This is a genomic window from Gordonia sp. BP-119, assembly GCF_016924115.1.
GTDB lineage: Bacteria > Actinomycetota > Actinomycetes > Mycobacteriales > Mycobacteriaceae > Gordonia > Gordonia hongkongensis.
Genome location: NZ_JAFFZF010000062.1, coordinates 1 through 18,020, shown reverse-complemented (window position 1 = coordinate 18,020; position 18,020 = coordinate 1). Strand labels below are relative to the sequence as shown.

Genomic DNA, 18,020 nt, shown 5'->3' with positions numbered 1-18,020 from the left:
CTCGGCGAGGTGGTCGTGATACATCCTCACAGCCCGCTCACGCGTCTCTGGATCAAACTTCCTCAGTGCACCCATACCGGCATTCTCCTGGTGAGATCACGGTCTCCACCAGACCCAGGACGGTTCAAAGTGCACCAGACCTGGCCACCCCCACCCCAGGCCCACCGCTAGCAGGACACCTACCACGTAGCTCCAGGTGGTGGGGATCGCCATGAGTGAAAGCCCGACGGCGCAGACGATGAGTGCTGTCTGGATCAGAGAAAGTGCTGACACGCCGCCTCGATCGACGACTCCGCCAATGACGATACGGGTCGCGGCTCCTAAGGCGCTGCCGACGGCCAGAATCACACCAGCCGGGCCGACTGCAATCCCCCGCTCCAGCGCGCCGATCACGGCAAAGGCCACGGCGGACGTAACGGCACCGCCCGCGAACATCGTCATCGCGGCCATCAGCACCAACGCCGAACGCATCTGGGTATCCCATTGCCCCGCCGGCCGGGTCGTACCCATAACGACCGGCATGGTCCGGGTCCGGGCCACGGGGACCAGTACGAGCATGCCCAGTACAGCCATCAGCAGGAAGGCCATGGACCATCCCAGAGTCAACGCAACCAACGGGATCGAAACGCCGGCGACCAACCCCGTCACAGGGACCGCGGCCTGTTTCACCCCGAAGGCCAGCCCGCACGAGGCGGCTGGGATGTGCGTGACGAGCAAGTGGTTGGAGGAAGGGTGCCCGAGACCGTTCCCGAGTCCCCCCAGGGATGCCCATACAATTAGCCACGGCCACGCAGAGATCCAGGACGCGCTGCCGGTCAGGCTCACGACCGCCAGAAGCAAGGCGGCGATGCCCATGCCTTTCTCGCTGAGCACACGACCAATCACACCGGTGCACGCGGAGGTGAGGGCGGCCGCAGCCCAGTAGACCCCTACCGCCAGGCCGATCCCGTAGGCCGGGACGCGGATTGTTGCGGTGATCTCCGTGGCCAGCGCCCCAAGGAGAAACACCGGCATGTTTGTTAAGACAGTCACCAGTACGGCCACAGCCAAAGCGGCGAATCCACGGCCCGGATGTCTCACGCGCTGTGACCTGCCACCGGGGCATCCGATGCCGCATCCATCTCCGGCACGCTGCGCTTACGCACCCGTGGGCAGGGCGGTAAAAAGTTCATGGCTGGCATTCCTGCCCTTCCAGGTCAAGGCTGTGGTGCGAGCAATACCGCTTCTGAAGTGCCCCGGGTTTGATGGGCACATTGGTGTGCCCCGGGTTTGATGGGCACATTGGTGTGCCCCGGATTCCGTGGGGTTCGATTTTTTGAATTCTCATGCCTCAAGTACGACTTCGCCGGACATCGGTCTAGATGGGTCAGCGTCGGCCCCTGTGTCCCTCTAGCCCGCGTCAGATCTCCTTCCCATCACCCGCCTGACGCCAGTTCCCGGCCGATACCGAACGCCGCGGCCTGGAGGACTCCGGCGAGGCGGGTCCTGTCCCTCGTCAAGCGGGGAACCACAAGACCCAGGGATGCGACGACCGCGGTGTCTCGAAGCACGGGGACGGCCACCGAGCACGCCCCGAGGGACATCTCCTCGACCGTTGTCGCATACCCATGGCGCCGCACCCGAGCCAGCTGCTGTCGCAGGAGCCCGGGCTGGGTCACCGTGAACGGCGTCATCCGGGTCAACGAGCCGAGCGTCTCGGCGAGCACGTCGTCGGGCGCGTGCGCGAGCAGCACCTTCCCAACCGCCGTGCAGTGCAGCGGCAGTCGGGAGCCGACGGTGCTGACGATCGGGACGGACGCCGTGCCGGACAGCCGGTCGAGGTACAACACCTCGGCGCCCTCGCGCACCGCGAGGTGCACGGTGGCCAGCGTCGCGCCGTACACGTCGTGGAGGAACGGCTCAGCGATCTGGCGCAGGCCGGTCTGGGTCGGCGCCAGTAGTGCGAGCTCCCAGATCCGGCGACCCACCACGTACTCGCCGGTCGGCCGCCGCACCAAGCCGCCCCAGGTGGCCAGTTCGGCCACCAATCGGTGAGTGGTCGGCAGCGGTAGACCCGCCCGACGCGCAATCTGGCTCAGCGTCATCGCCCGGTGCTCATCGTCAAAGGCGCCGAGAACGGTCAGCAGGCGCGAGGCGACACTGGCTCCCGGGTCGGAGGTGTTGCCGGCCATCGTCGCCCTCTTTCACTCAGTGAACGATATAGCTCGAAGCGTACGCCCCGGCCACCTACCGTCGGGCTGGTGAGCACTCCTGACCTATCGACCCAAGCCGAGATCAGCGCCGAGATCGCCGACCTGTCCGCCGGCACCGACCCGTCCGCTATCAGGCCCCGCCTCGACTACTCCCCGTACCGCAGCAGCCTCCTGCGGCATCCGACCAAGGATCTGCACCAGGTCGATCCGGAAGGCGTCGAGTTGTGGTCTCCGTGCTTCAGCCACCGGGACGTCGATCCACTCGAGGCCGATCTGACGATTCAGCGCTCGGGCGAGCCGATCGGCGAGCGCATCACGATCTCCGGCCGGGTCGTGGACGGCGACGGACGCCCGGTCGCGGGCCAGCTGGTCGAGATCTGGCAGGCCAACGCCGGAGGACGCTACATCCACCAGCGTGATCAGCACCCTGCGCCGCTCGACCCGAACTTCACCGGCGCCGGGCGGTGCCTGACCGGTGCGGACGGTAGCTACTCATTCCAGACGATCAAACCGGGTCCGTACCCGTGGCGGAACCACCGCAATGCGTGGCGTCCCGCCCACGTGCACTTCTCCCTGTTTGGCACCGAGTTCACGCAGCGCATCGTCACGCAGATGTACTTCCCGGGCGATCCCCTGTTCGCGCTGGACCCGATCTACCAGTCGATCACCGACCAGGGCTCCCGTGACCGCCTCGTCGCCCGCTACGACCATGACCTGACGCGACCCGAGTGGTCGACCGGCTACCGGTGGGACATCGTGCTCACCGGAGCCCACCGCACCTGGACCGAGAACAACGACGACAAGGACCACGCATGAGCCCCCGCCTGCACCCCACGCCCGGCCAGACGGTGGGCCCGTTCTTCCACTACGCACTCCCCTATGACGGCGACTCCGAACTGGTGCCTGCGAGCAGCCCGGGTGCGATCCGGTTCCACGGCCGCGTGCTCGACGGTTCTGGTGCGCCGGTCCCCGACGCGCTGGTCGAGCTCTGGCAGGCGGACGCGTCCGGCGCGATCGTCCAGCAGCCGGGCTCGTTGCGCCGCGACGGTTGGACGTTCACGGGCTGGGGCCGGTCGTCGACCGACAACGCCGGCCACTACTCGTTCTCGACGATCGCGCCGGGTGGGGTCGACGGGGGCGCACCGTTCTTCGCGCTCACGGTGTTCGCGCGTGGCCTGCTCGATCGGCTCTTCACACGCGCATATCTGCCGGGACACGAGGCCGCCCTCGCTGCGGACCCCCTTCTCAGCAGCCTCGAGCCGGACCGTCGCGCGACGCTGGTCGCGGAGGCCGATGCGCAGGGACATGCGTTCGACATCCGTCTGCAGGGCCAGGGCGAGACCGTCTTCCTGACGTTCCCGGGCCACGGGGCGGCACACTGAACGCCATGACCGACCTGTTCTGGCCCGGCGACGAGCGCGCCGGCGACCTGATGAGTGCTGAGGCGTTGCTCGCCGCCATGGTCAGGGTGGAGTCCGCGTGGCTGGACGCTCTCGTGGCCTCCGGGCTCGCGCCGTCCGCCGCCGCCACCGACCTCGCCCCGCTCGTCACCGTCGACGACCTGCCGCACATCGCGGCGGCAGCCGAGGGCAGCGGCAACCCCGTCGTCCCGCTCGTCGGCCTGCTCCGCTCGCGGGCGCCGCAGCCCGCCGCCACCTGGCTGCACCGCGGGCTCACCAGCCAGGACGTCCTCGATACCGCCCTCATGCTCGCGCTGCGCGATGCGCTCGATCGCCTGATCGACGAGCTGCGCGCCCAGGTGACCGCGCTCTCACGCCTCGCCGCGCAGCACGCCGACACGCCGATGGTCGGTCGCACCCTGACCCAGCACGCCGTCCCCACGACGTTCGGCGCCGTCGCCGCAGGCTGGCTCGACGGCCTGGTCGACGCCGCCGATCTGGTCCAGGACGCCCGCTCCCTCCTGCCGGTGCAGCTCGGCGGGGCGGTCGGCACTCTGTCGGCGGCCACCGAGCTGGCGAACCTGCGGGGGCACGAGGATCCCCAGGGGACCAGCGCCGACCTGGTCGCCAGCACCGCCGCGGCCCTGGGGCTACGGGAACTCCGCCCGTGGCACACCTCGCGGGCGACGGTCACCCGGACGTCCGACGCGCTGGTCTCGTGCACGGACGCCTGGGGACACGTCGCGACCGATGTCGCGACGCTGGCGCGGACCGAGATCGGCGAGCTGGCCGAGCCGACGGCCGAGGGCCGCGGTGGCTCGTCGACGATGCCGCACAAGAACAACCCGATTCTTTCCGTACTGGTGCGCCGCGCAGCCCTGGGAGCCCCCGCTCTGGCCGCGACGATGCACCTCGCCTCCGCCACCGCGGGCGACCAGCGCCCGGACGGCGCGTGGCACGTCGAGTGGTCGACCCTGCACATGCTCGGTCGACGCAGCGTCGTCGCCGCGTCCCAGACCACCGAGCTGCTGCAAGGTCTGCACGTGGACGCCGAGCGCATGCGCGCGACGCTCGACCGGTCGACCGACAGCGTGCTGGCCGAGCGCCGCACGATCGCCGGGCTGCTGGACAAGACCGCCGATTCCGACCCGACCACCTACCGCGGGTTCTCCGAGGACCTCATCGTGGGCGCCGTGGAGCGGGCCCAGACCTTCTTGGAGGAGAACGAGTGACCGTCCCTCGCATCACAGCCGTCCAGCTCGGCGGTTCACCCGCCATGCCCCTGCTCGTCCTCGGGCCCTCGTTGGGCACGTCGGCTCAGTCACTGTGGGCGCGCTGCGCCGCCGGCCTCACCGATCGCTTCGAGGTCCTCGCGTGGGACCTGCCCGGGCACGGATCCAATGTCGGTTCGGCCGAGCCGTTCACGATGGCCGAGCTGGCCGCCGGTGTCCTCGAGATGGTCGACGACGTGGTGGCCCAGCGCGACACGTTCGCCAGCACTTTCACCTACGCGGGCGACTCGGTGGGAGGCGCCGTCGGGCTGCAGCTGCTGCTGGACGCACCCGCGCGCATCGACTCCGCTGTCCTGCTGTCGACGGGCGCACGGATCGGCGAGCCGGATGCCTGGCGGACACGGGCCACGTCCGTGCGCGCGTCGGGCACCCCGTCGATGATCGAAGGGTCGGCCCAGCGTTGGTTCGCACCCGGATTCCTGGAGCGGGAGCCGGAGATCGGCGCAGCCCTGCTGCACGACCTGCGGGACGCCGACGACGAGGGCTATGCGCTGGTGTGCGAGGCGCTGGCGGGCTTCGACGTCCGTGACCGCCTCGGCGAGATCGAACCGCGAGTGCTGGCGGTGTCGGGTCTGCTCGACGTCCCCACTCCGCCGGCCGATCTCGCGGCTATCGCCTCCGGAGTCCGGAACGGGCGGCTCGTCGTCCTCGACGGCGTCGCGCACCTGCCCCCGGCCGAGCAACCGTCCGAGGTCGGCCAACTCATCCGCGATCACGCGAACGCGGGGCAGGCGGTTGCCGCTCCCACGACCGTCGCCGGGGTGCGCGACGCCGGCATGGCGGTGCGCCGGGCGGTCCTGGGCGACGCCCATGTCGACCGCGCGACCGCGGCGATCACCGATCTGACCGCCGACTTCCAGGATTTCATCACCCAGTACGCCTGGGGGTCGGTGTGGACGCGTCCGGGTCTTGACCGGCGCAGCCGCTCACTCATCACGCTGACCGCCCTGGTGGCCCGCGGCCATCACGAGGAGCTGGCCATGCACGTGCGGGCCGCGCGTACCAATGGGCTGACCAACGACGAGATCAAAGAGTTGCTGCTCCAGACGGCGATCTACTGCGGCGTGCCCGATGCCAACGCGGCCTACCGCATCGCCCAGCGCGTGCTCGACGAGCTGGACCACCCCGCTTACTAGGAGACTGCTGCACAATCCTCGTGGCAGGAGCCCGGTGTGGTGGCTGGCGTGAAATCCTGTGGCTATGCAGGGTTGTGATTGTGACTTTCGCGGGTAAGTGGCGGTGGCGGTGGTCTACGGACGTTTCGCGGCGGTCTCACTGGCGAGTGGTGGTCACCCGGGCGCGCACTAGGTCGCGCCGAACGAGACGGTGGAGCTCATTCCAACCGGAACTCACTGACGCGTGCTCGAACCCTCGTCGTCCATGCCGTAGCGGGGATCTCCGAACGCGGCATCTCGACGCAAGGGCTACGACTTCGGTGTCATGTAAGGGTGTCGCACCAGCTTCGTCGCGCAGTGGGCGGGCTAACGCGACGTGTCGGCGGCGCCTACTTCCTTACTCGCTGGAGTGCGCGGTAGAGCGTGGATCGACCCACCCCGAGATCCCGGGCGATAGCTGACGGCCCCTCCCCCGCCTCGATACGGGCAAGGGCCTTGTCGATCTGCTCCTCAGTCAGGACGCGTTTGCGTCCCTTGTACTTGCCCTTCGCCTTGGCGATGGCGATACCCTCGGCCTGGCGTTCGCGAATGATGGCCCGCTCGAACTCTGCGAACGCCCCGAGCAGCGAGAGCATCAGGTCGGCTCGAGGATCCTGGGCACCGGCAGCGTAGGTGGCCCGCTCGTGGACGAACCGCACACTCGCACCCTTCGCGGTGACCTCGCCGACGATCTGCTTGAGATCAACCAGGGAACGAGCGAGTCGGTCCATCGACGCGACAACCAGCTCATCACCGTCCCGCAGATACCTGATGCACTCTTCGAGCTTTACGCGATCAGCGCGCGAGCGTGCCGACTGTTTCTCGATATAGACCCGGTCGCACTCCCCCACCGCCTCGAGCTGACGCGCCTCGTTCTGATCCGCGGCTGACACCCGCACGTACGCCACCCGCTGCCCACGCGCATGCGAAGATCGGCGAGCCGGCTTCGGATCTGGCTTCGGCTTTGGCGTTACCTCGATGACGTTCTCCGAGTCCGTCGACTCCACCCGAAAGTTCCAACCCAACTCATCCCGACGACGGAACCGAGTCCGCACCTTCCCGCGGCTGACGATGAGCACCTCCTCGCCACCCGAACGATTCAGCAACGTCCCGATCCGATCAGCCATGAGGGGACCCTTTCGCCCGGAATCTGTATCAATAGATCCTAGACCCCCCGGGAGAACGTTTCATAAGTATCAAACTAGACCCTGTGACACAGCAGCGACTGCCGGCGGCGCATCGTCCCGCACGGGTGTACCCCACCAGGACGTTGCCCGTTCACGGCCGGATCACCTGCCTGCCTCACCCCTCCCACTGCGGTAACATCGCTCGATGCCTTCCGCGACATTTAAACGCGCCGATTCCCGCTACTTCGCTTCCAGCCTAAGCGAGGGCACAACCCATTCTGGAATTGACACGTTCGAGGGGCCACTTGGCATTACAACCGAGGGAAATAAAGGAGAACGAAGCAACAAGATAGTGCAGCACATCTTTAACGGTCCGAACACTGATCTACTCCTTATTGAGCTTCTAAACTTCCTATACGTAGAAAACAGCTACGCTGACACATCCGACAGCAATCCTTCATACGCCAACTTGCGCAAGCGCGTACTGGACCCTCGAGGCATATCGCTCACCGAGAGCGGGTACACCCTGCCAGATGGTCGGGACGTTGACGACCTTCGTGCATCCAACGGCGCCCTTGAAAATGAGCGCTCCGCAGTCTCTAAGCCGGTTACAGCCATACAGTCCCCTGACACGCCAATTGAGAATAGAGATCCCGCCAAGATATTTATAGTTCACGGCCGAGACGCACGTCCGCTTGTTGCCCTTAGAACATATCTATTGTTTCTGGGGCTTCATGACATCTCGTGGTCAGAGGCAGTAAAACTGACCGGGGAACCCCAACCGCACACTTACGATATTGTCCGTGCCGGAATGCTGCATGCCTCAGCCACGATCGTAATTTTCTCCCCAGACGACCTCGCCCGAGTTAAGGACGAATTCTCCGAGACCGGAGATCCGGATCGAACCCCTCAAGGTCAAGCTCGACCGAACGTACTTCTGGAAGCTGGAATGTCATTCGCCATGGCCCCCGAGCGCACGATATTTGTCAAGAGCGGGCCGTCCAGGGAAATTTCAGATATCGCCGGGTTCAACTGGATCAAGCTCGACGGAAAGTGGGACAGTCGGCTCGATCTCAAGTATCGACTAGAAACCGCTGGCGCTTCCGTTAGGGCAGGAACATATGACCTTCAAGACCCGCTAGCTGGACCCTTCATGGTCCAGTAGTCCACTTCCGCCGATAATGTCATATTCCGTCATGCTTGCTGGTCAGTGGGCGACCGATTGCCGCTGACAGCGCGGACTGCGTGTGCGGTCATTTTCGGTGTGACGTCCGAGGAAGGTTCGCTCCCCTCGACGCCGTGGTCAGTCGAGAGTCCGGTCAAGCCCCGTGTGGTGGTGTAACTCGTTTCTGATCCTTCGCTTGCGGTCAGGCGGGGAGTTGCATCAGGTCATCGGTGCTCACCTCCGTCGGACTGGTGTGAGACAGCCGAAGCGGTGACAGTCCTCGTGGCCTACTGCCGCTGAATCCGAGCTACTCGCGGGCAGCGGTATGCGACTGAGTCGAAATGACGTGGGCGACGGGCCACGTCTTGCTGAGGTCGGTCAGGACCAGGTCGGCTCGGAAGCCTTCGGTCAGCACGCCACGGTCGTTGAGACCGACACAGGCGGCCGGGCCTGAGGTGATCAGCCGCACGGCGTGCGGGAGTGAGAGGACACCGTCGCGCACAAGTCGCACTGCGGCTGGGAGCATCGAGGAGGGAAGGTAGTCGCTGGCCAGGGAGTCGGCCACACCGGCGACGACGAGCTCGGCTGCCGAGACGTTCCCGGTGTGGGAGCCGCCACGGACGACGTTCGGGGCGCCAGCAACGACGAGCATGCCTCGGTCGCGGGCGGCACGGGCGGCGTCCAGGGTCGTTGGGAACTCCGCCACGGTGCAGCCGCGGTCGGCGGCAGCCGCGACGTCTTCCGGGGTGGCCAGGTCGTGGCCGAAGAGCCGGATGTGTCCGGTCCGGGCCAGGTCGCCCAGCCACGTGAGGGTGCGGTCGCGCACGGCGAGACGTTCGGCGCGGGTGCAACGCCACCGGTCGACGTGGTCGACCGCAGCAGCCTCGGCCATGCCCTCGTTGGTGATCAGCCACCGCTGCATGGTCGTGGGGTCGGCGAACTGCCCCTGCCCCGGTGTGTGGTCCTCGTGAGAGACGATCGGTACCCGTGCGTGTGGGGGATCATTCGGTGTGGTGATGCTCCGACGCGTTTCAGAATCCGCGGAGTCGTCGAATGCGGCCAGCTCCGTTGCGAGCAGCGTCCGGCCGTACTCGCAGCGGGCGTCCAACCGGTGCAAGACTTGGTGGTCGACCTGGGTGTCGTCAGCGTGACGCAGCGAATCGGACAATTCTGCCGCAGCGGGGGAACCGATCGTCGTTCCCACGATGGAGCGCTCCTGGAACGCAAGGCCATGGAAGGCGGTCGTGATACCTGCCGCGCGTAGACGGCCGCCCGCCGACATCAGTGCGAAGGCAGGGTCTAGGACGACGCCCGGTCGCGGCCGGGTCTCCCGCGCGAGGATGTCGGTGTGGACATCGACCAGGCCCGGCAGCAAGTGGGCGCCGTGGGCGTCCAGGGTGCAGCCGGCACCCGGCGGGTGTGGGCCCACCTCGGCGATCCGACCCTCGCGCACCACCACTCTTGCGTTATCCACCACCCGATGGGGCAGCACCGCTGTGACGTGGCCGATCACAAAATCTGTCGGCGTCCAACACGAGTTCCCAAAGGTCATGACGACACATTCTGACAGGGCCCTATGGCCGTCGCATGAACGCGGAAGCCATCGGCCGTTCACCGGCATCGGATGGTCGGACGGGGTTCACTCACCGTTCTCTCAACCCTAATCGCCCGTTCGTAAGTCCTCTATAGGTTTCGGGGTGTTCGACCAAGTCCTATAGAGGGGTTTCCATGATCGAGCTCGTCGAGGTGAGCAAGACCTACAAGGGGGGCGTGCAGGCGCTGCGCCGAACCGACCTGACGATCGAGGCCGGGCAGGTGACCGTGCTGCTCGGTCCTTCGGGAGCCGGCAAGTCGACGCTGCTGCGGTGCATAAATTTGCTCGTGCAGCCCACCACCGGGACTGTGCGTGCCGCCGGTCTCCCGGCACTGGACTCGCGCCGTGCATTACGACGGCATCGCCGGCGCACTGGCATGGTTTTCCAGCACCACCATTTGGTCCCGCGGTACACCGCGCTGCGCAACGTGCTGCTCGGCCGAGTCGGCTACCACAGTTTCTGGCACGGTCTCCTGCCCGCTGGTCGCGCCGACGAGCGCATCGCCCTCGAGGCGCTCGACCAGGTGGGTCTGCTCGACAACGCGCTCACCCGGGTCGACAATCTCAGCGGCGGCATGCAGCAGCGCGTCGGCATCGCCCGCGCACTCGCCCAACAGCCGCAGCTGATCCTCGCCGACGAACCGGTTGCCAGCCTCGACCCGGCCACCGCAGGCCGAGTGATGGCGCTGTTGCGCCGTGTCTGTCACGACAACGGCATCACACTCGTCGCCAGCCTCCACCAGGTCGACCTGGCCCTTGAGCACGCCGACCGCATCGTCGGCCTCGCACACGGCGAGATCGTGCATGACAGCCCCGCGTCCGATGTCACCGATGACGCCATCCGACTCATCTACGAAGGCGTCACTGAGGAACCCAACGGGGAATCCGACGGCGACGCCGTCACCAGTACTGTCACCGGCCACCTCGCTGCTGGTGTCCGCTGACCGGAAGCTGTTCGCATCACCCGAATCACATTCACCAGATCCTGGAGTTCTTCACAATGACCAGACCAGCCCGTTCCACAGTTGCCGCCCTGGCGGCGCTGATCTCTTTCGCGCTTGTTCTCACCGGCTGCGGCTCCGGCTCCACCTCCGAGCCTGCCGCCGGCGAGGTGCCTGAGACCCTCCGCGTGGCCCTGCTGCCCGACGAGAACGCGTCTCAAGTGATCCAGGACAACGAACCGCTCAAGGAATACCTAGAGGACGAGTTGGGCGTCGAGGTCGAACTCATCGTCACCACCGACTACTCCTCGATGATCGAGGCGATGACCCGCGGCCGGTTGGACCTGGCCTACTTCGGGCCATTGTCCTACGTGCTCGCCCAGGAGCAGGCCGACATCGAGCCCTTCGCCGCGCTGCAGGAGGAAGAAGGCGCTGCCCCCACCTACCAAGGGGTGTTTCTCGCCAATGCCGACTCCGGCATCACCACACTCGACGACGTCGCTGGCAAGACCGTCGCGTGGGGAGACCCGGCCAGCACCTCCAGCCACCTGATACCCAAGGCCATGCTCGCCGAGGAAGCGGACCTGCGCGTCGACGACGGCGACTACGAAGAACAGCACGTCGGCGCCCACGACGCGGTGGCGCTGGCAGTGCAGAACGGCAACGCCGACGCGGGCGGCATGAGCCTGCCCATCTACGAGCGCATGGTCCGAGACGGGACCATTGACCCTGAGGTGGTCGTGACCGTCCAGGAGTCCGAGCCCTACTACAACTACCCGTGGACTATGCAGACGAATCTGCCCGAGGACTTCAAGGACAAGGTGCGGGCGGCGTTTTTAGAACTCGACGACGACGCCGTGCTCGAGGCGTTCGAGGCCGCCGGTTTCGGACCTGTGACCGATAAAGACTACGACGCGGTGCGCGACCTCGCGCCCCTGCTGGACATCGACCTGGCGGACTACCAGTGACCGCCGACACTTTGCCGGACCCCGTCGAGGAACGGCGGGAAGAACAGTACCGGGACATCTCCCGTCGGGTGTGGATTGGCTGGGGGCGCAACAGCGCCGCCATGGGCGTCGTCGGCGTCCTGGTGCTGGTGTGCGTCTGGGCGGTGGGACTACTCGACGGCGAACGGATGATCACCGGGCTGGCCGACATCGCCGACCTCCTGGGCGACATGTGGCCCCCGGACTTCACCCACATCAACCGGTGGTGGGGCCCACTGTGGGATTCGATGTCGATGAGTATCGCGGCCACCGCACTGGCGGTCCTGCTGTCGGTCCCACTCGCGCTGCTCGGGGCCCGTAACACCTCCCCGCACCCCACCGTCTACGCGGTCGCGCGCCTGGTCCTCAACACCCTGCGATCGGTGCCCGAGCTGATCATGGCGATCGTGTTCGTCGCCGCCGTCGGCTTCGGCGCCCTTCCCGGCGCACTGGCGCTGGGTATCCACTCCGCCGGCATGGTCGGAAAGTTCTTCGCCGACTCGATCGAACGCGCCGATCAAGCATCCGTCGAGGTCGCCCGCGCCGCCGGAGCCACCCGGGCACAAGTGATCCTGCACGGCATCCTGCCGCAGGTGCTGCCCCAAATGGCCGACGTCACCGTCTACCGGTGGGAGCTCAACTTCCGCGCCTCGGTAGTCGTCGGCGTCGTCGGCGCCGGCGGCATCGGATTCGAGCTGATCGCCGCCCTCCGCACCCTCCAGTACCAGGAAGTCTCCGCAATCCTGCTCGTCATCCTCGCCACCGTCACCGTGGTCGACGCCCTCGGCGGAGCATTACGAAGAAGGTTCCAATGACAAACGCGTCCGCGCGCCCGGTGGTCGTTCTCACCCACCGGGTGCATCCCCAGATCCTCGACATGCTCGGCCGCGAGTGCGACGTGGTGCCGAACCAGCAAGACGACAGCCTCCCGGCATCCGAACTGAAACGCCGAGTGGCACACGCCGACGGGCTGATGGCGTTCATGCCCGACCAGATCACCGCGCAGTTCCTCGACGGTTGCCCGCGACTGCAGGTGGTCGCCGGCGCACTCAAGGGCTACGACAACATCGACGTTCGCGCCTGCACCGAGCGCGGCATCTGGCTCACCCGAGTCGAGGACTTACTCACCGAACCCACCGCGGAATTGGCAGTCGGGCTGCTGATCGGCCTCGCTCGACACGTCGCGACCGGTGACCGCACCGTGCGAGCCGGTTTCCGCGGCTGGCGGCCGGTGCTCTACGGACGCACACTCGTCGGCTCCACGATTGGCATCGTGGGCGCCGGCGTACTCGGCCGGGCCGTGGCGCAAATGCTCTCCGGATTCAATCCCCGACTTCTCTACCACGACCCCGATCCGGTGCCGTCCGCAACCGCGGCGTCGATCGGTATGGAACGGGTGGAACTCGCCGAGCTTCTGCAGCACAGCGACTCCGTGGTGGTCTGCGCCCCCCTGACGGCGGACACACTGCACCTGCTCGACCACGAGGCGATGACATCGATGCGACCCGGAGCGCTGCTGGTCAACGTCGGACGAGGCTCAGTGGTGAACGAAGGCGCAGTGGCCGAGCTCCTGCGCAGCGGACACCTCGGCGGATATGCCGCAGACGTGTTCGAGTTCGAGGACCTCTCCCGACCCGACCGCCCCAGCGGCCTGCACCCGGACCTGATGGAACTGACGAGCCATACCCTCTTCACCCCGCACCTCGGATCTGCGGTCGCGACGGCACGCTTGGCGATCGAGGAACACGCGGCGAGATCCATCCTGCAATCACTCGCAGGCAAAATGCCCGACGGAGCCGTCAACGACCCGCGGAAACCGTCGACCTCCTCCGTTCCCGCAGTATGATCACGCCCATCAGCGACGCCGCACCCACCAAAACCAGTCCTCGGGTACCGGTGTACCTTTCCGCCGCCGACGCGCTCGCCGAGACAATTGCCAACCAGCCCGTCGGCACTCGGCTCCCCTCAGAAGACGAACTAGCCCGCATCCTGGGCGTCAGCCGGCTCACCGCCCGAGCAGTACTGACCGAGCTGGAGAGGCGCTACCTGGTGCGCCGCCGACAGGGCAGCGGCACCTTCGTGTCCCAACGCATCGACTACACCATCAGTCGACACATCCCACCGTCCTGGAGCGCAAGCGTCCGCAAAGCCGGATTCACCCCAGACGTTCGCACCACCGGATGGCGACTCGAGACCCCCCCAACCGAGATCCGTGGCCGCATGAAAGTCGGAGCACGCAGACAACTGCTCGCACTCTCCCGGAACCGATACATCAACCACGAGCTCGTCGGCTACGCAGACACCTACCTCGACCCCCAACTCGTCCCCGACCTACCCCAGATCCTCGGCCCAGCCGACTCATTGCACGACACCCTGGCCACCCACTACAAACTGGAACCCGAGCGCGGATGGTTCGGCGTCTCCATCGACCCCGCGCCACCCCACGTCGCCGAGCACCTCGAACTGAGCGGCCGCCCACCGGTCATCTCTATCCGGTCCCGCACCGATGCCGCCGCACGCAACCACCGCCCCGTGGAACTCACGATCTCCTGGCTTCGAGCCGACGTGTTCCGAGTCGAGGTCGACTTCGACACCACCTAATCAGGACGACAAACCCATCGCCCGCCCCGAATAGCCGCCAGGTCCTCAGCGCGGAGCAGGACGACCTCACCGTCGCGCCACACCCGCGGAATTATCGCAGGTAAACGGCAGTAACCGCAGCTACTGATACTTCCGTCATGTTAACGCCGATAATGTTGCGTTATGTCAGGTACTCCTGACGCGACCCGACTCTTGTGTCTGGTTATCCTGACACAGCGGGTCTACCCTATCGGCATGGGCTGGGTACACGAGAGCGCCACGCACTTGCACGAGGCGGCGTTGGTGCCGTTCTTCGAGGACGGGGCCGAGAGCCACGGGTCGACCATGGTCGACGGCGTTGACTACGAGATCGTCGGGACCGGCCGGCACCCGGACGAGGATCGTCGGCGGCCGTCGGCCGAGATCGTCGGCTGGCTGTTGTCCTGCAATTGCGCCCGGCGAACCAGCTCTGATGTGTCGACCTGGACCGATCCCGTCCAGTGGACGCGGGTGCCCTCAGCGTCCCTCGAGGACCTGGCCCGCCACCAGGTGTTCGCCCCCGACATCGACCTCGACGTCAACGTGCGGCCCGATGTCGCGGCGGCCGCCCAAGCATTGTGGCGGCGTGAGCATCTCGATTCGATCGACATCGACGACGAGATCCGGGCGGCCGTGGAGGCCCGCAGGGACGCCGACGCACTGCTCGACGCCGCGGTGGCCAAGGCCCGCCGGCTGGGTCGCTCGTGGGCCGACATCGGCGCGGCGACCGGCATGACCCGACAATCAGCCAACGAGCGCTGGAAAGACCGCACGTGAGTGCTGCCGGGCGAGTATCGTCTAATTCGATTCTGCCGCAGGTAGTTTCGAAATCTGATACTAGATATCATGTCGTCAGGACGGGCGTCGGCTGCCAGCACATGGTGACGGTGGTGCCGTCGGGTCCGGTGGTAAGCGCATGGGTGTCGCTGAGCGCAGTGATGAGTGCGAGTCCGCGGCCGCGGAAGCGCTGTGCGGGGCTGAGGTCCCAGGTGCCGGTGTCGGTGACAGTGATTTCGAGGGTGCCGCTGGGGCGGCGGCGGCTGCGCACGGTGACCGCGCCTGGCTCTCGAGCGTCTTTGTAGGCGTGTTCGGTGGCGTTGGCAATCGCTTCGTAGACGGCCAAGACGATGTCGGCGCGGCGTTCGGTGTCGGCCTCGACGGTTGCTGTCACCCACACGGTGAACAGTTCGCGCAGTCTGTGGGCGGCCTCGGCGGTGGCCTCGACCGATCGTTCGAAGTCACCGGTGGAGTCGCCATCGAGGTGCTGTGATGAGTCCACGCCGTCGTGTTTACCCAGTCGGGCTGCCGCTCATTCCGGTGGGTCTGGTCATGGCGGTGACGGCGTGGGCGAGGGTGGGGTAGAGGACGATTGTCTGGTCCAGGCCCATGAGCGTCAGCGGCCGCGACGTTGCGGGTGCGGCGGCCACGACTCCGAACAGTCCGGTCGGTGCGATCGCCTCGTGGGCGGCGACGAGTGCGGCCATGCCGGCCGAGGCCAGGAAGTCGGTGGTGGTCAGATCGATGATCAGGCCTCGTGGTTGTCCGTGCAGCGCGTTCGTCACCTCCTCGGACAGTTGTGGTGCGGTGAGAACGTCGATGCTGCCTTGGACGGTCAGGATCACCAGTTCTTCGTGCTGCGCGGAGACGATGGTCATCAATGCCCGGCCGGCGGTGTCTCCGCTGTCGTCAACGAACACGGCATCGGGGTTGTCTGGCTGCACGGTGACTCTCACTTTCACGGAAGGGGGTCACACGACTTGCTGAGTGACCCGGTCCCGACCGACTACATGATCACGGCTATCTCAACGCCATCCAAACCTAGTCCGCCGCCACCGACGGCGCGCGAAGGGTGAAGTGACCTTATGTCACACATCGTTCGCGTACCTCCGGTTATCTGCCGGTAGCGTGAAGGAATGCCGATCGCGTTGACTACCTTGTTTCCCGACGGTTCTGTTCCCGATCGCGAATGGGTCTTGGGCCAGTCAATTCGGTTCGATCCGGCTGCGGTGCGCGCACGCTTGCCGGATGCTGCGATGTGGCCTGACGAGCTCGACAGTGTGTCGGCGGGCAGTGGTCGCTATCGAGTGGTTTCGCGCCGCGATGTCTTTGAGGTCGCAGCCCGAGCGGTGCAGGACGGGTCGCCGATCGTAGCGGCGCAACTGCACGTGGCGTGTGTGGTGTGGGGTACGAGTCCGGGCCTGACGATGGTGCGGGCGCTGCGTCCCCTCAGCCAGCCCGACGCCGCGGAGAAGCTCGCCAAGGCTCTGGCTGTCGTGCGGACCGAGGGGCCGGTCAGCGCCTACAAAGCCCTCAGCGGGCGCAACCGGTTGAAAATCACCGGACTGGCGGCGGGCTTCTTCACCAAGTTCCTCTACTTCGGCGGGTACGACGCCAATGCGTTGACAGGCCGCCCACTGATCTATGACAGCAGGGTTGTAGACAGTCTGCGTCGAGTGACCACCGAAGAGTGGGAGATCGACGGCCCGGCTGACATGTACGGCCGTTACCTTGATTTGGCTGCGGACTGGGCCCACGACTTCGACACCACCCCGGATGTGATCGAACGAGCACTGTTCGGCCGCTGACAGCCCTCACCGCACTCCTTTTACATGAGCAATCCGCCCCGGGGGGTCTGGTCAGGTCTGGAAGCAACCGGCGATCGCTGGCCCGGTGAGCTGGCATCGGTTCCGGGCAGATCATTGCCCGAGACATGGTCGTTCGCTACGTTCGCGAGAGGGATCGACACCAGACTGTGCCGTTGTTGGGAGGATCATCGTGGCTGATCACGACGTGCGATTCAGCGCCAGTAGGGTGCGCGTTGCTGGCATCGACTTCGAGTTCGATGTCGCGATCGACGGGAGAACTCTCGGCACCCTTTACGTTTCTGAGGGCAATCTGCAGTGGCGACCCAAGCACGGGCAGAAGCGTATTCCGATCTCGTGGAAGGAATTCGCTGAATGGGCCGAATCGTAGCCCGCAGGAGAACCCCACGGGTCGCCGGCACCGGCAATGCGGACGGCCGACGAGTGCAGTTATGCCTGCTTCAGCCGTGGCGGCAAGCCGTAAATAGCTTCTTCCCTGGCGACGACGACGACCCGGATGTTGACGATCTCGTCTGGCTGACCCCACGAACGTATGCTGCCGGCGACATCATGGTGTACCTGGTCGACGCCCCCAGCCCAGCGATCATCAAGATCGACACCCTGTCCCGCGGCTCCGAGGACGATGGCCTGAACGCCGAACCCGACTTAGAGTGGGGCCCCTTCGACCAGGGATTGTCGCTGCGGGCGACCGCGAGAAGTGCCTGAGACAGTGAGCGGGCGCCCGTCGTCAACTCGCCCTGGTCGTGCATGAGCGTTTGATCGAAAGGGTCAACGACCTGTGGTACGGCCATAACCGACCGGGCCGCACGCCAGGTTCTACTGAACCGTCCTGGGTCTGGTGGAGACCGTGATCTCACCAGGAGAATGCCGGTATGGGTGCACTGAGGAAGTTTGATCCAGAGACGCGTGAGCGGGCTGTGAGGATGTATCACGACCACCTCGCCGAG

General features: G+C 66.2%; 20 protein-coding genes. 14 read left to right on the top strand and 6 right to left on the bottom strand.

The window, feature by feature from the left end; translation table 11 throughout:
- Positions 1-96: 96 nt before the first annotated feature.
- Positions 97-1,032, bottom strand: coding sequence for an MFS transporter (locus JW364_RS22680; protein ID WP_307814823.1), 936 nt, complete (start codon positions 1,030-1,032; stop codon positions 97-99).
- 383 nt (positions 1,033-1,415) lie between these two features.
- Positions 1,416-2,171: an IclR family transcriptional regulator gene (locus JW364_RS22675; RefSeq protein WP_016895386.1), complete on the bottom strand. Its 756-nt coding sequence runs from the start codon at positions 2,169-2,171 to the stop codon at positions 1,416-1,418.
- A gap of 69 nt (positions 2,172-2,240) precedes the next feature.
- On the opposite strand from JW364_RS22675, the gene pcaH reads away from it, so the two are divergent.
- The 4 genes from pcaH to pcaC are packed head-to-tail and all read left to right on the top strand — an operon-like array spanning position 2,241 to position 6,020.
- A complete protein-coding gene (gene pcaH, locus JW364_RS22670; RefSeq protein WP_006898356.1) occupies positions 2,241-3,008 on the top strand; it encodes a protocatechuate 3,4-dioxygenase subunit beta in 768 nt (255 codons plus the stop codon).
- On the top strand, positions 3,005-3,574 hold the full coding sequence (gene pcaG / locus JW364_RS22665; protein WP_006898355.1) for a protocatechuate 3,4-dioxygenase subunit alpha: 570 nt from the start codon (positions 3,005-3,007) through the stop codon (positions 3,572-3,574). The genes pcaH and pcaG overlap by 4 nt, the downstream gene beginning before the upstream one ends.
- Positions 3,575-3,579: 5 nt before the next feature.
- On the top strand, positions 3,580-4,824 hold the full coding sequence (locus JW364_RS22660; protein ID WP_016895385.1) for a lyase family protein: 1,245 nt from the start codon (positions 3,580-3,582) through the stop codon (positions 4,822-4,824).
- On the top strand, positions 4,821-6,020 hold the full coding sequence (gene pcaC, locus JW364_RS22655) for a 4-carboxymuconolactone decarboxylase (protein ID WP_016895384.1): 1,200 nt from the start codon (positions 4,821-4,823) through the stop codon (positions 6,018-6,020). The genes JW364_RS22660 and pcaC overlap by 4 nt, the downstream gene beginning before the upstream one ends.
- Positions 6,021-6,388: 368 nt before the next feature.
- Here pcaC and JW364_RS22650 read toward each other — a convergent pair whose 3' ends face one another.
- The gene (locus tag JW364_RS22650) at positions 6,389-7,165 is read right to left on the bottom strand and encodes a recombinase family protein (RefSeq protein ID WP_020171242.1); all 777 of its coding nucleotides are present in this window, start codon (positions 7,163-7,165) and stop codon (positions 6,389-6,391) included.
- Between the two features lie 205 nt (positions 7,166-7,370).
- Between JW364_RS22650 and JW364_RS22645 the strand changes: the two genes are divergently transcribed.
- Complete coding sequence (locus JW364_RS22645; protein WP_083229418.1) at positions 7,371-8,330, top strand: TIR domain-containing protein; 960 nt, start codon at positions 7,371-7,373, stop codon at positions 8,328-8,330.
- Positions 8,331-8,637: 307 nt separating this feature from the next.
- Here the strand turns inward: JW364_RS22645 and JW364_RS22640 are convergent, their stop codons facing one another.
- The gene (locus JW364_RS22640; protein WP_231632757.1) at positions 8,638-9,804 is read right to left on the bottom strand and encodes an alpha-D-ribose 1-methylphosphonate 5-triphosphate diphosphatase; all 1,167 of its coding nucleotides are present in this window, start codon (positions 9,802-9,804) and stop codon (positions 8,638-8,640) included.
- 254 nt (positions 9,805-10,058) lie between these two features.
- Between JW364_RS22640 and phnC the strand changes: the two genes are divergently transcribed.
- From phnC to JW364_RS22610, 6 genes are all read left to right on the top strand, one after another.
- Entirely contained in the window at positions 10,059-10,868 is an 810-nt protein-coding gene (gene phnC / locus JW364_RS22635) for a phosphonate ABC transporter ATP-binding protein (RefSeq protein WP_055476443.1), read from the top strand.
- Between the two features lie 56 nt (positions 10,869-10,924).
- The gene (gene phnD, locus JW364_RS22630; RefSeq protein WP_055476442.1) at positions 10,925-11,833 is read left to right on the top strand and encodes a phosphate/phosphite/phosphonate ABC transporter substrate-binding protein; all 909 of its coding nucleotides are present in this window, start codon (positions 10,925-10,927) and stop codon (positions 11,831-11,833) included.
- Positions 11,830-12,666, top strand: coding sequence for a phosphonate ABC transporter, permease protein PhnE (phnE, locus tag JW364_RS22625; protein WP_055476441.1), 837 nt, complete (start codon positions 11,830-11,832; stop codon positions 12,664-12,666). The genes phnD and phnE overlap by 4 nt, the downstream gene beginning before the upstream one ends.
- Complete coding sequence (locus JW364_RS22620; protein WP_055476440.1) at positions 12,663-13,697, top strand: phosphonate dehydrogenase; 1,035 nt, start codon at positions 12,663-12,665, stop codon at positions 13,695-13,697. Before phnE ends, JW364_RS22620 begins: the two co-directional genes overlap by 4 nt.
- The gene (locus tag JW364_RS22615; protein WP_137809377.1) at positions 13,694-14,452 is read left to right on the top strand and encodes a GntR family transcriptional regulator; all 759 of its coding nucleotides are present in this window, start codon (positions 13,694-13,696) and stop codon (positions 14,450-14,452) included. The genes JW364_RS22620 and JW364_RS22615 overlap by 4 nt, the downstream gene beginning before the upstream one ends.
- A gap of 234 nt (positions 14,453-14,686) precedes the next feature.
- Complete coding sequence (locus tag JW364_RS22610; protein WP_171011585.1) at positions 14,687-15,247, top strand: hypothetical protein; 561 nt, start codon at positions 14,687-14,689, stop codon at positions 15,245-15,247.
- 67 nt (positions 15,248-15,314) lie between these two features.
- On the opposite strand, the gene JW364_RS22605 is transcribed toward JW364_RS22610, so the two are convergent.
- On the bottom strand, positions 15,315-15,749 hold the full coding sequence (locus JW364_RS22605) for an ATP-binding protein (protein WP_055476438.1): 435 nt from the start codon (positions 15,747-15,749) through the stop codon (positions 15,315-15,317).
- 10 nt (positions 15,750-15,759) lie between these two features.
- Positions 15,760-16,191, bottom strand: a complete 432-nt coding sequence (locus JW364_RS22600; protein ID WP_055476437.1) for an STAS domain-containing protein — start codon at positions 16,189-16,191, stop codon at positions 15,760-15,762.
- Positions 16,192-16,383: 192 nt separating this feature from the next.
- Between JW364_RS22600 and JW364_RS22595 the strand changes: the two genes are divergently transcribed.
- The 3 genes from JW364_RS22595 (at position 16,384) to JW364_RS22585 (ending at position 17,778) form a co-directional block, all read left to right on the top strand.
- Complete coding sequence (locus JW364_RS22595) at positions 16,384-17,055, top strand: hypothetical protein (RefSeq protein WP_068971513.1); 672 nt, start codon at positions 16,384-16,386, stop codon at positions 17,053-17,055.
- 190 nt (positions 17,056-17,245) lie between these two features.
- Entirely contained in the window at positions 17,246-17,443 is a 198-nt protein-coding gene (locus JW364_RS22590) for a hypothetical protein (RefSeq protein WP_055476435.1), read from the top strand.
- Positions 17,428-17,778 (top strand): hypothetical protein, encoded by a 351-nt coding sequence (locus JW364_RS22585; protein WP_223258969.1) that lies wholly within the window; start codon positions 17,428-17,430, stop codon positions 17,776-17,778. Before JW364_RS22590 ends, JW364_RS22585 begins: the two co-directional genes overlap by 16 nt.
- Positions 17,779-18,020 lie beyond the last annotated feature (242 nt).

What these genes read in the sequence shown, in the direction of transcription:
- JW364_RS22645 (WP_083229418.1), top strand. Translation starts at nt 7,371, where the DNA reads ATGCCTTCCGCGACATTTAAACGCGCCGATTCCCGCTACTTCGCTTCC.
- JW364_RS22675 (WP_016895386.1), bottom strand. Translation starts at nt 2,171, where the DNA reads ATGGCCGGCAACACCTCCGACCCGGGAGCCAGTGTCGCCTCGCGCCTG.
- phnC (WP_055476443.1), top strand. Translation starts at nt 10,059, where the DNA reads ATGATCGAGCTCGTCGAGGTGAGCAAGACCTACAAGGGGGGCGTGCAG.
- JW364_RS22650 (WP_020171242.1), bottom strand. Translation starts at nt 7,165, where the DNA reads ATGGCTGATCGGATCGGGACGTTGCTGAATCGTTCGGGTGGCGAGGAG.
- JW364_RS22585 (WP_223258969.1), top strand. Translation starts at nt 17,428, where the DNA reads ATGGGCCGAATCGTAGCCCGCAGGAGAACCCCACGGGTCGCCGGCACC.
- JW364_RS22615 (WP_137809377.1), top strand. Translation starts at nt 13,694, where the DNA reads ATGATCACGCCCATCAGCGACGCCGCACCCACCAAAACCAGTCCTCGG.
- phnD (WP_055476442.1), top strand. Translation starts at nt 10,925, where the DNA reads ATGACCAGACCAGCCCGTTCCACAGTTGCCGCCCTGGCGGCGCTGATC.
- pcaG (WP_006898355.1), top strand. Translation starts at nt 3,005, where the DNA reads ATGAGCCCCCGCCTGCACCCCACGCCCGGCCAGACGGTGGGCCCGTTC.
- JW364_RS22595 (WP_068971513.1), top strand. Translation starts at nt 16,384, where the DNA reads ATGCCGATCGCGTTGACTACCTTGTTTCCCGACGGTTCTGTTCCCGAT.
- JW364_RS22610 (WP_171011585.1), top strand. Translation starts at nt 14,687, where the DNA reads ATGGGCTGGGTACACGAGAGCGCCACGCACTTGCACGAGGCGGCGTTG.
- JW364_RS22660 (WP_016895385.1), top strand. Translation starts at nt 3,580, where the DNA reads ATGACCGACCTGTTCTGGCCCGGCGACGAGCGCGCCGGCGACCTGATG.
- JW364_RS22620 (WP_055476440.1), top strand. Translation starts at nt 12,663, where the DNA reads ATGACAAACGCGTCCGCGCGCCCGGTGGTCGTTCTCACCCACCGGGTG.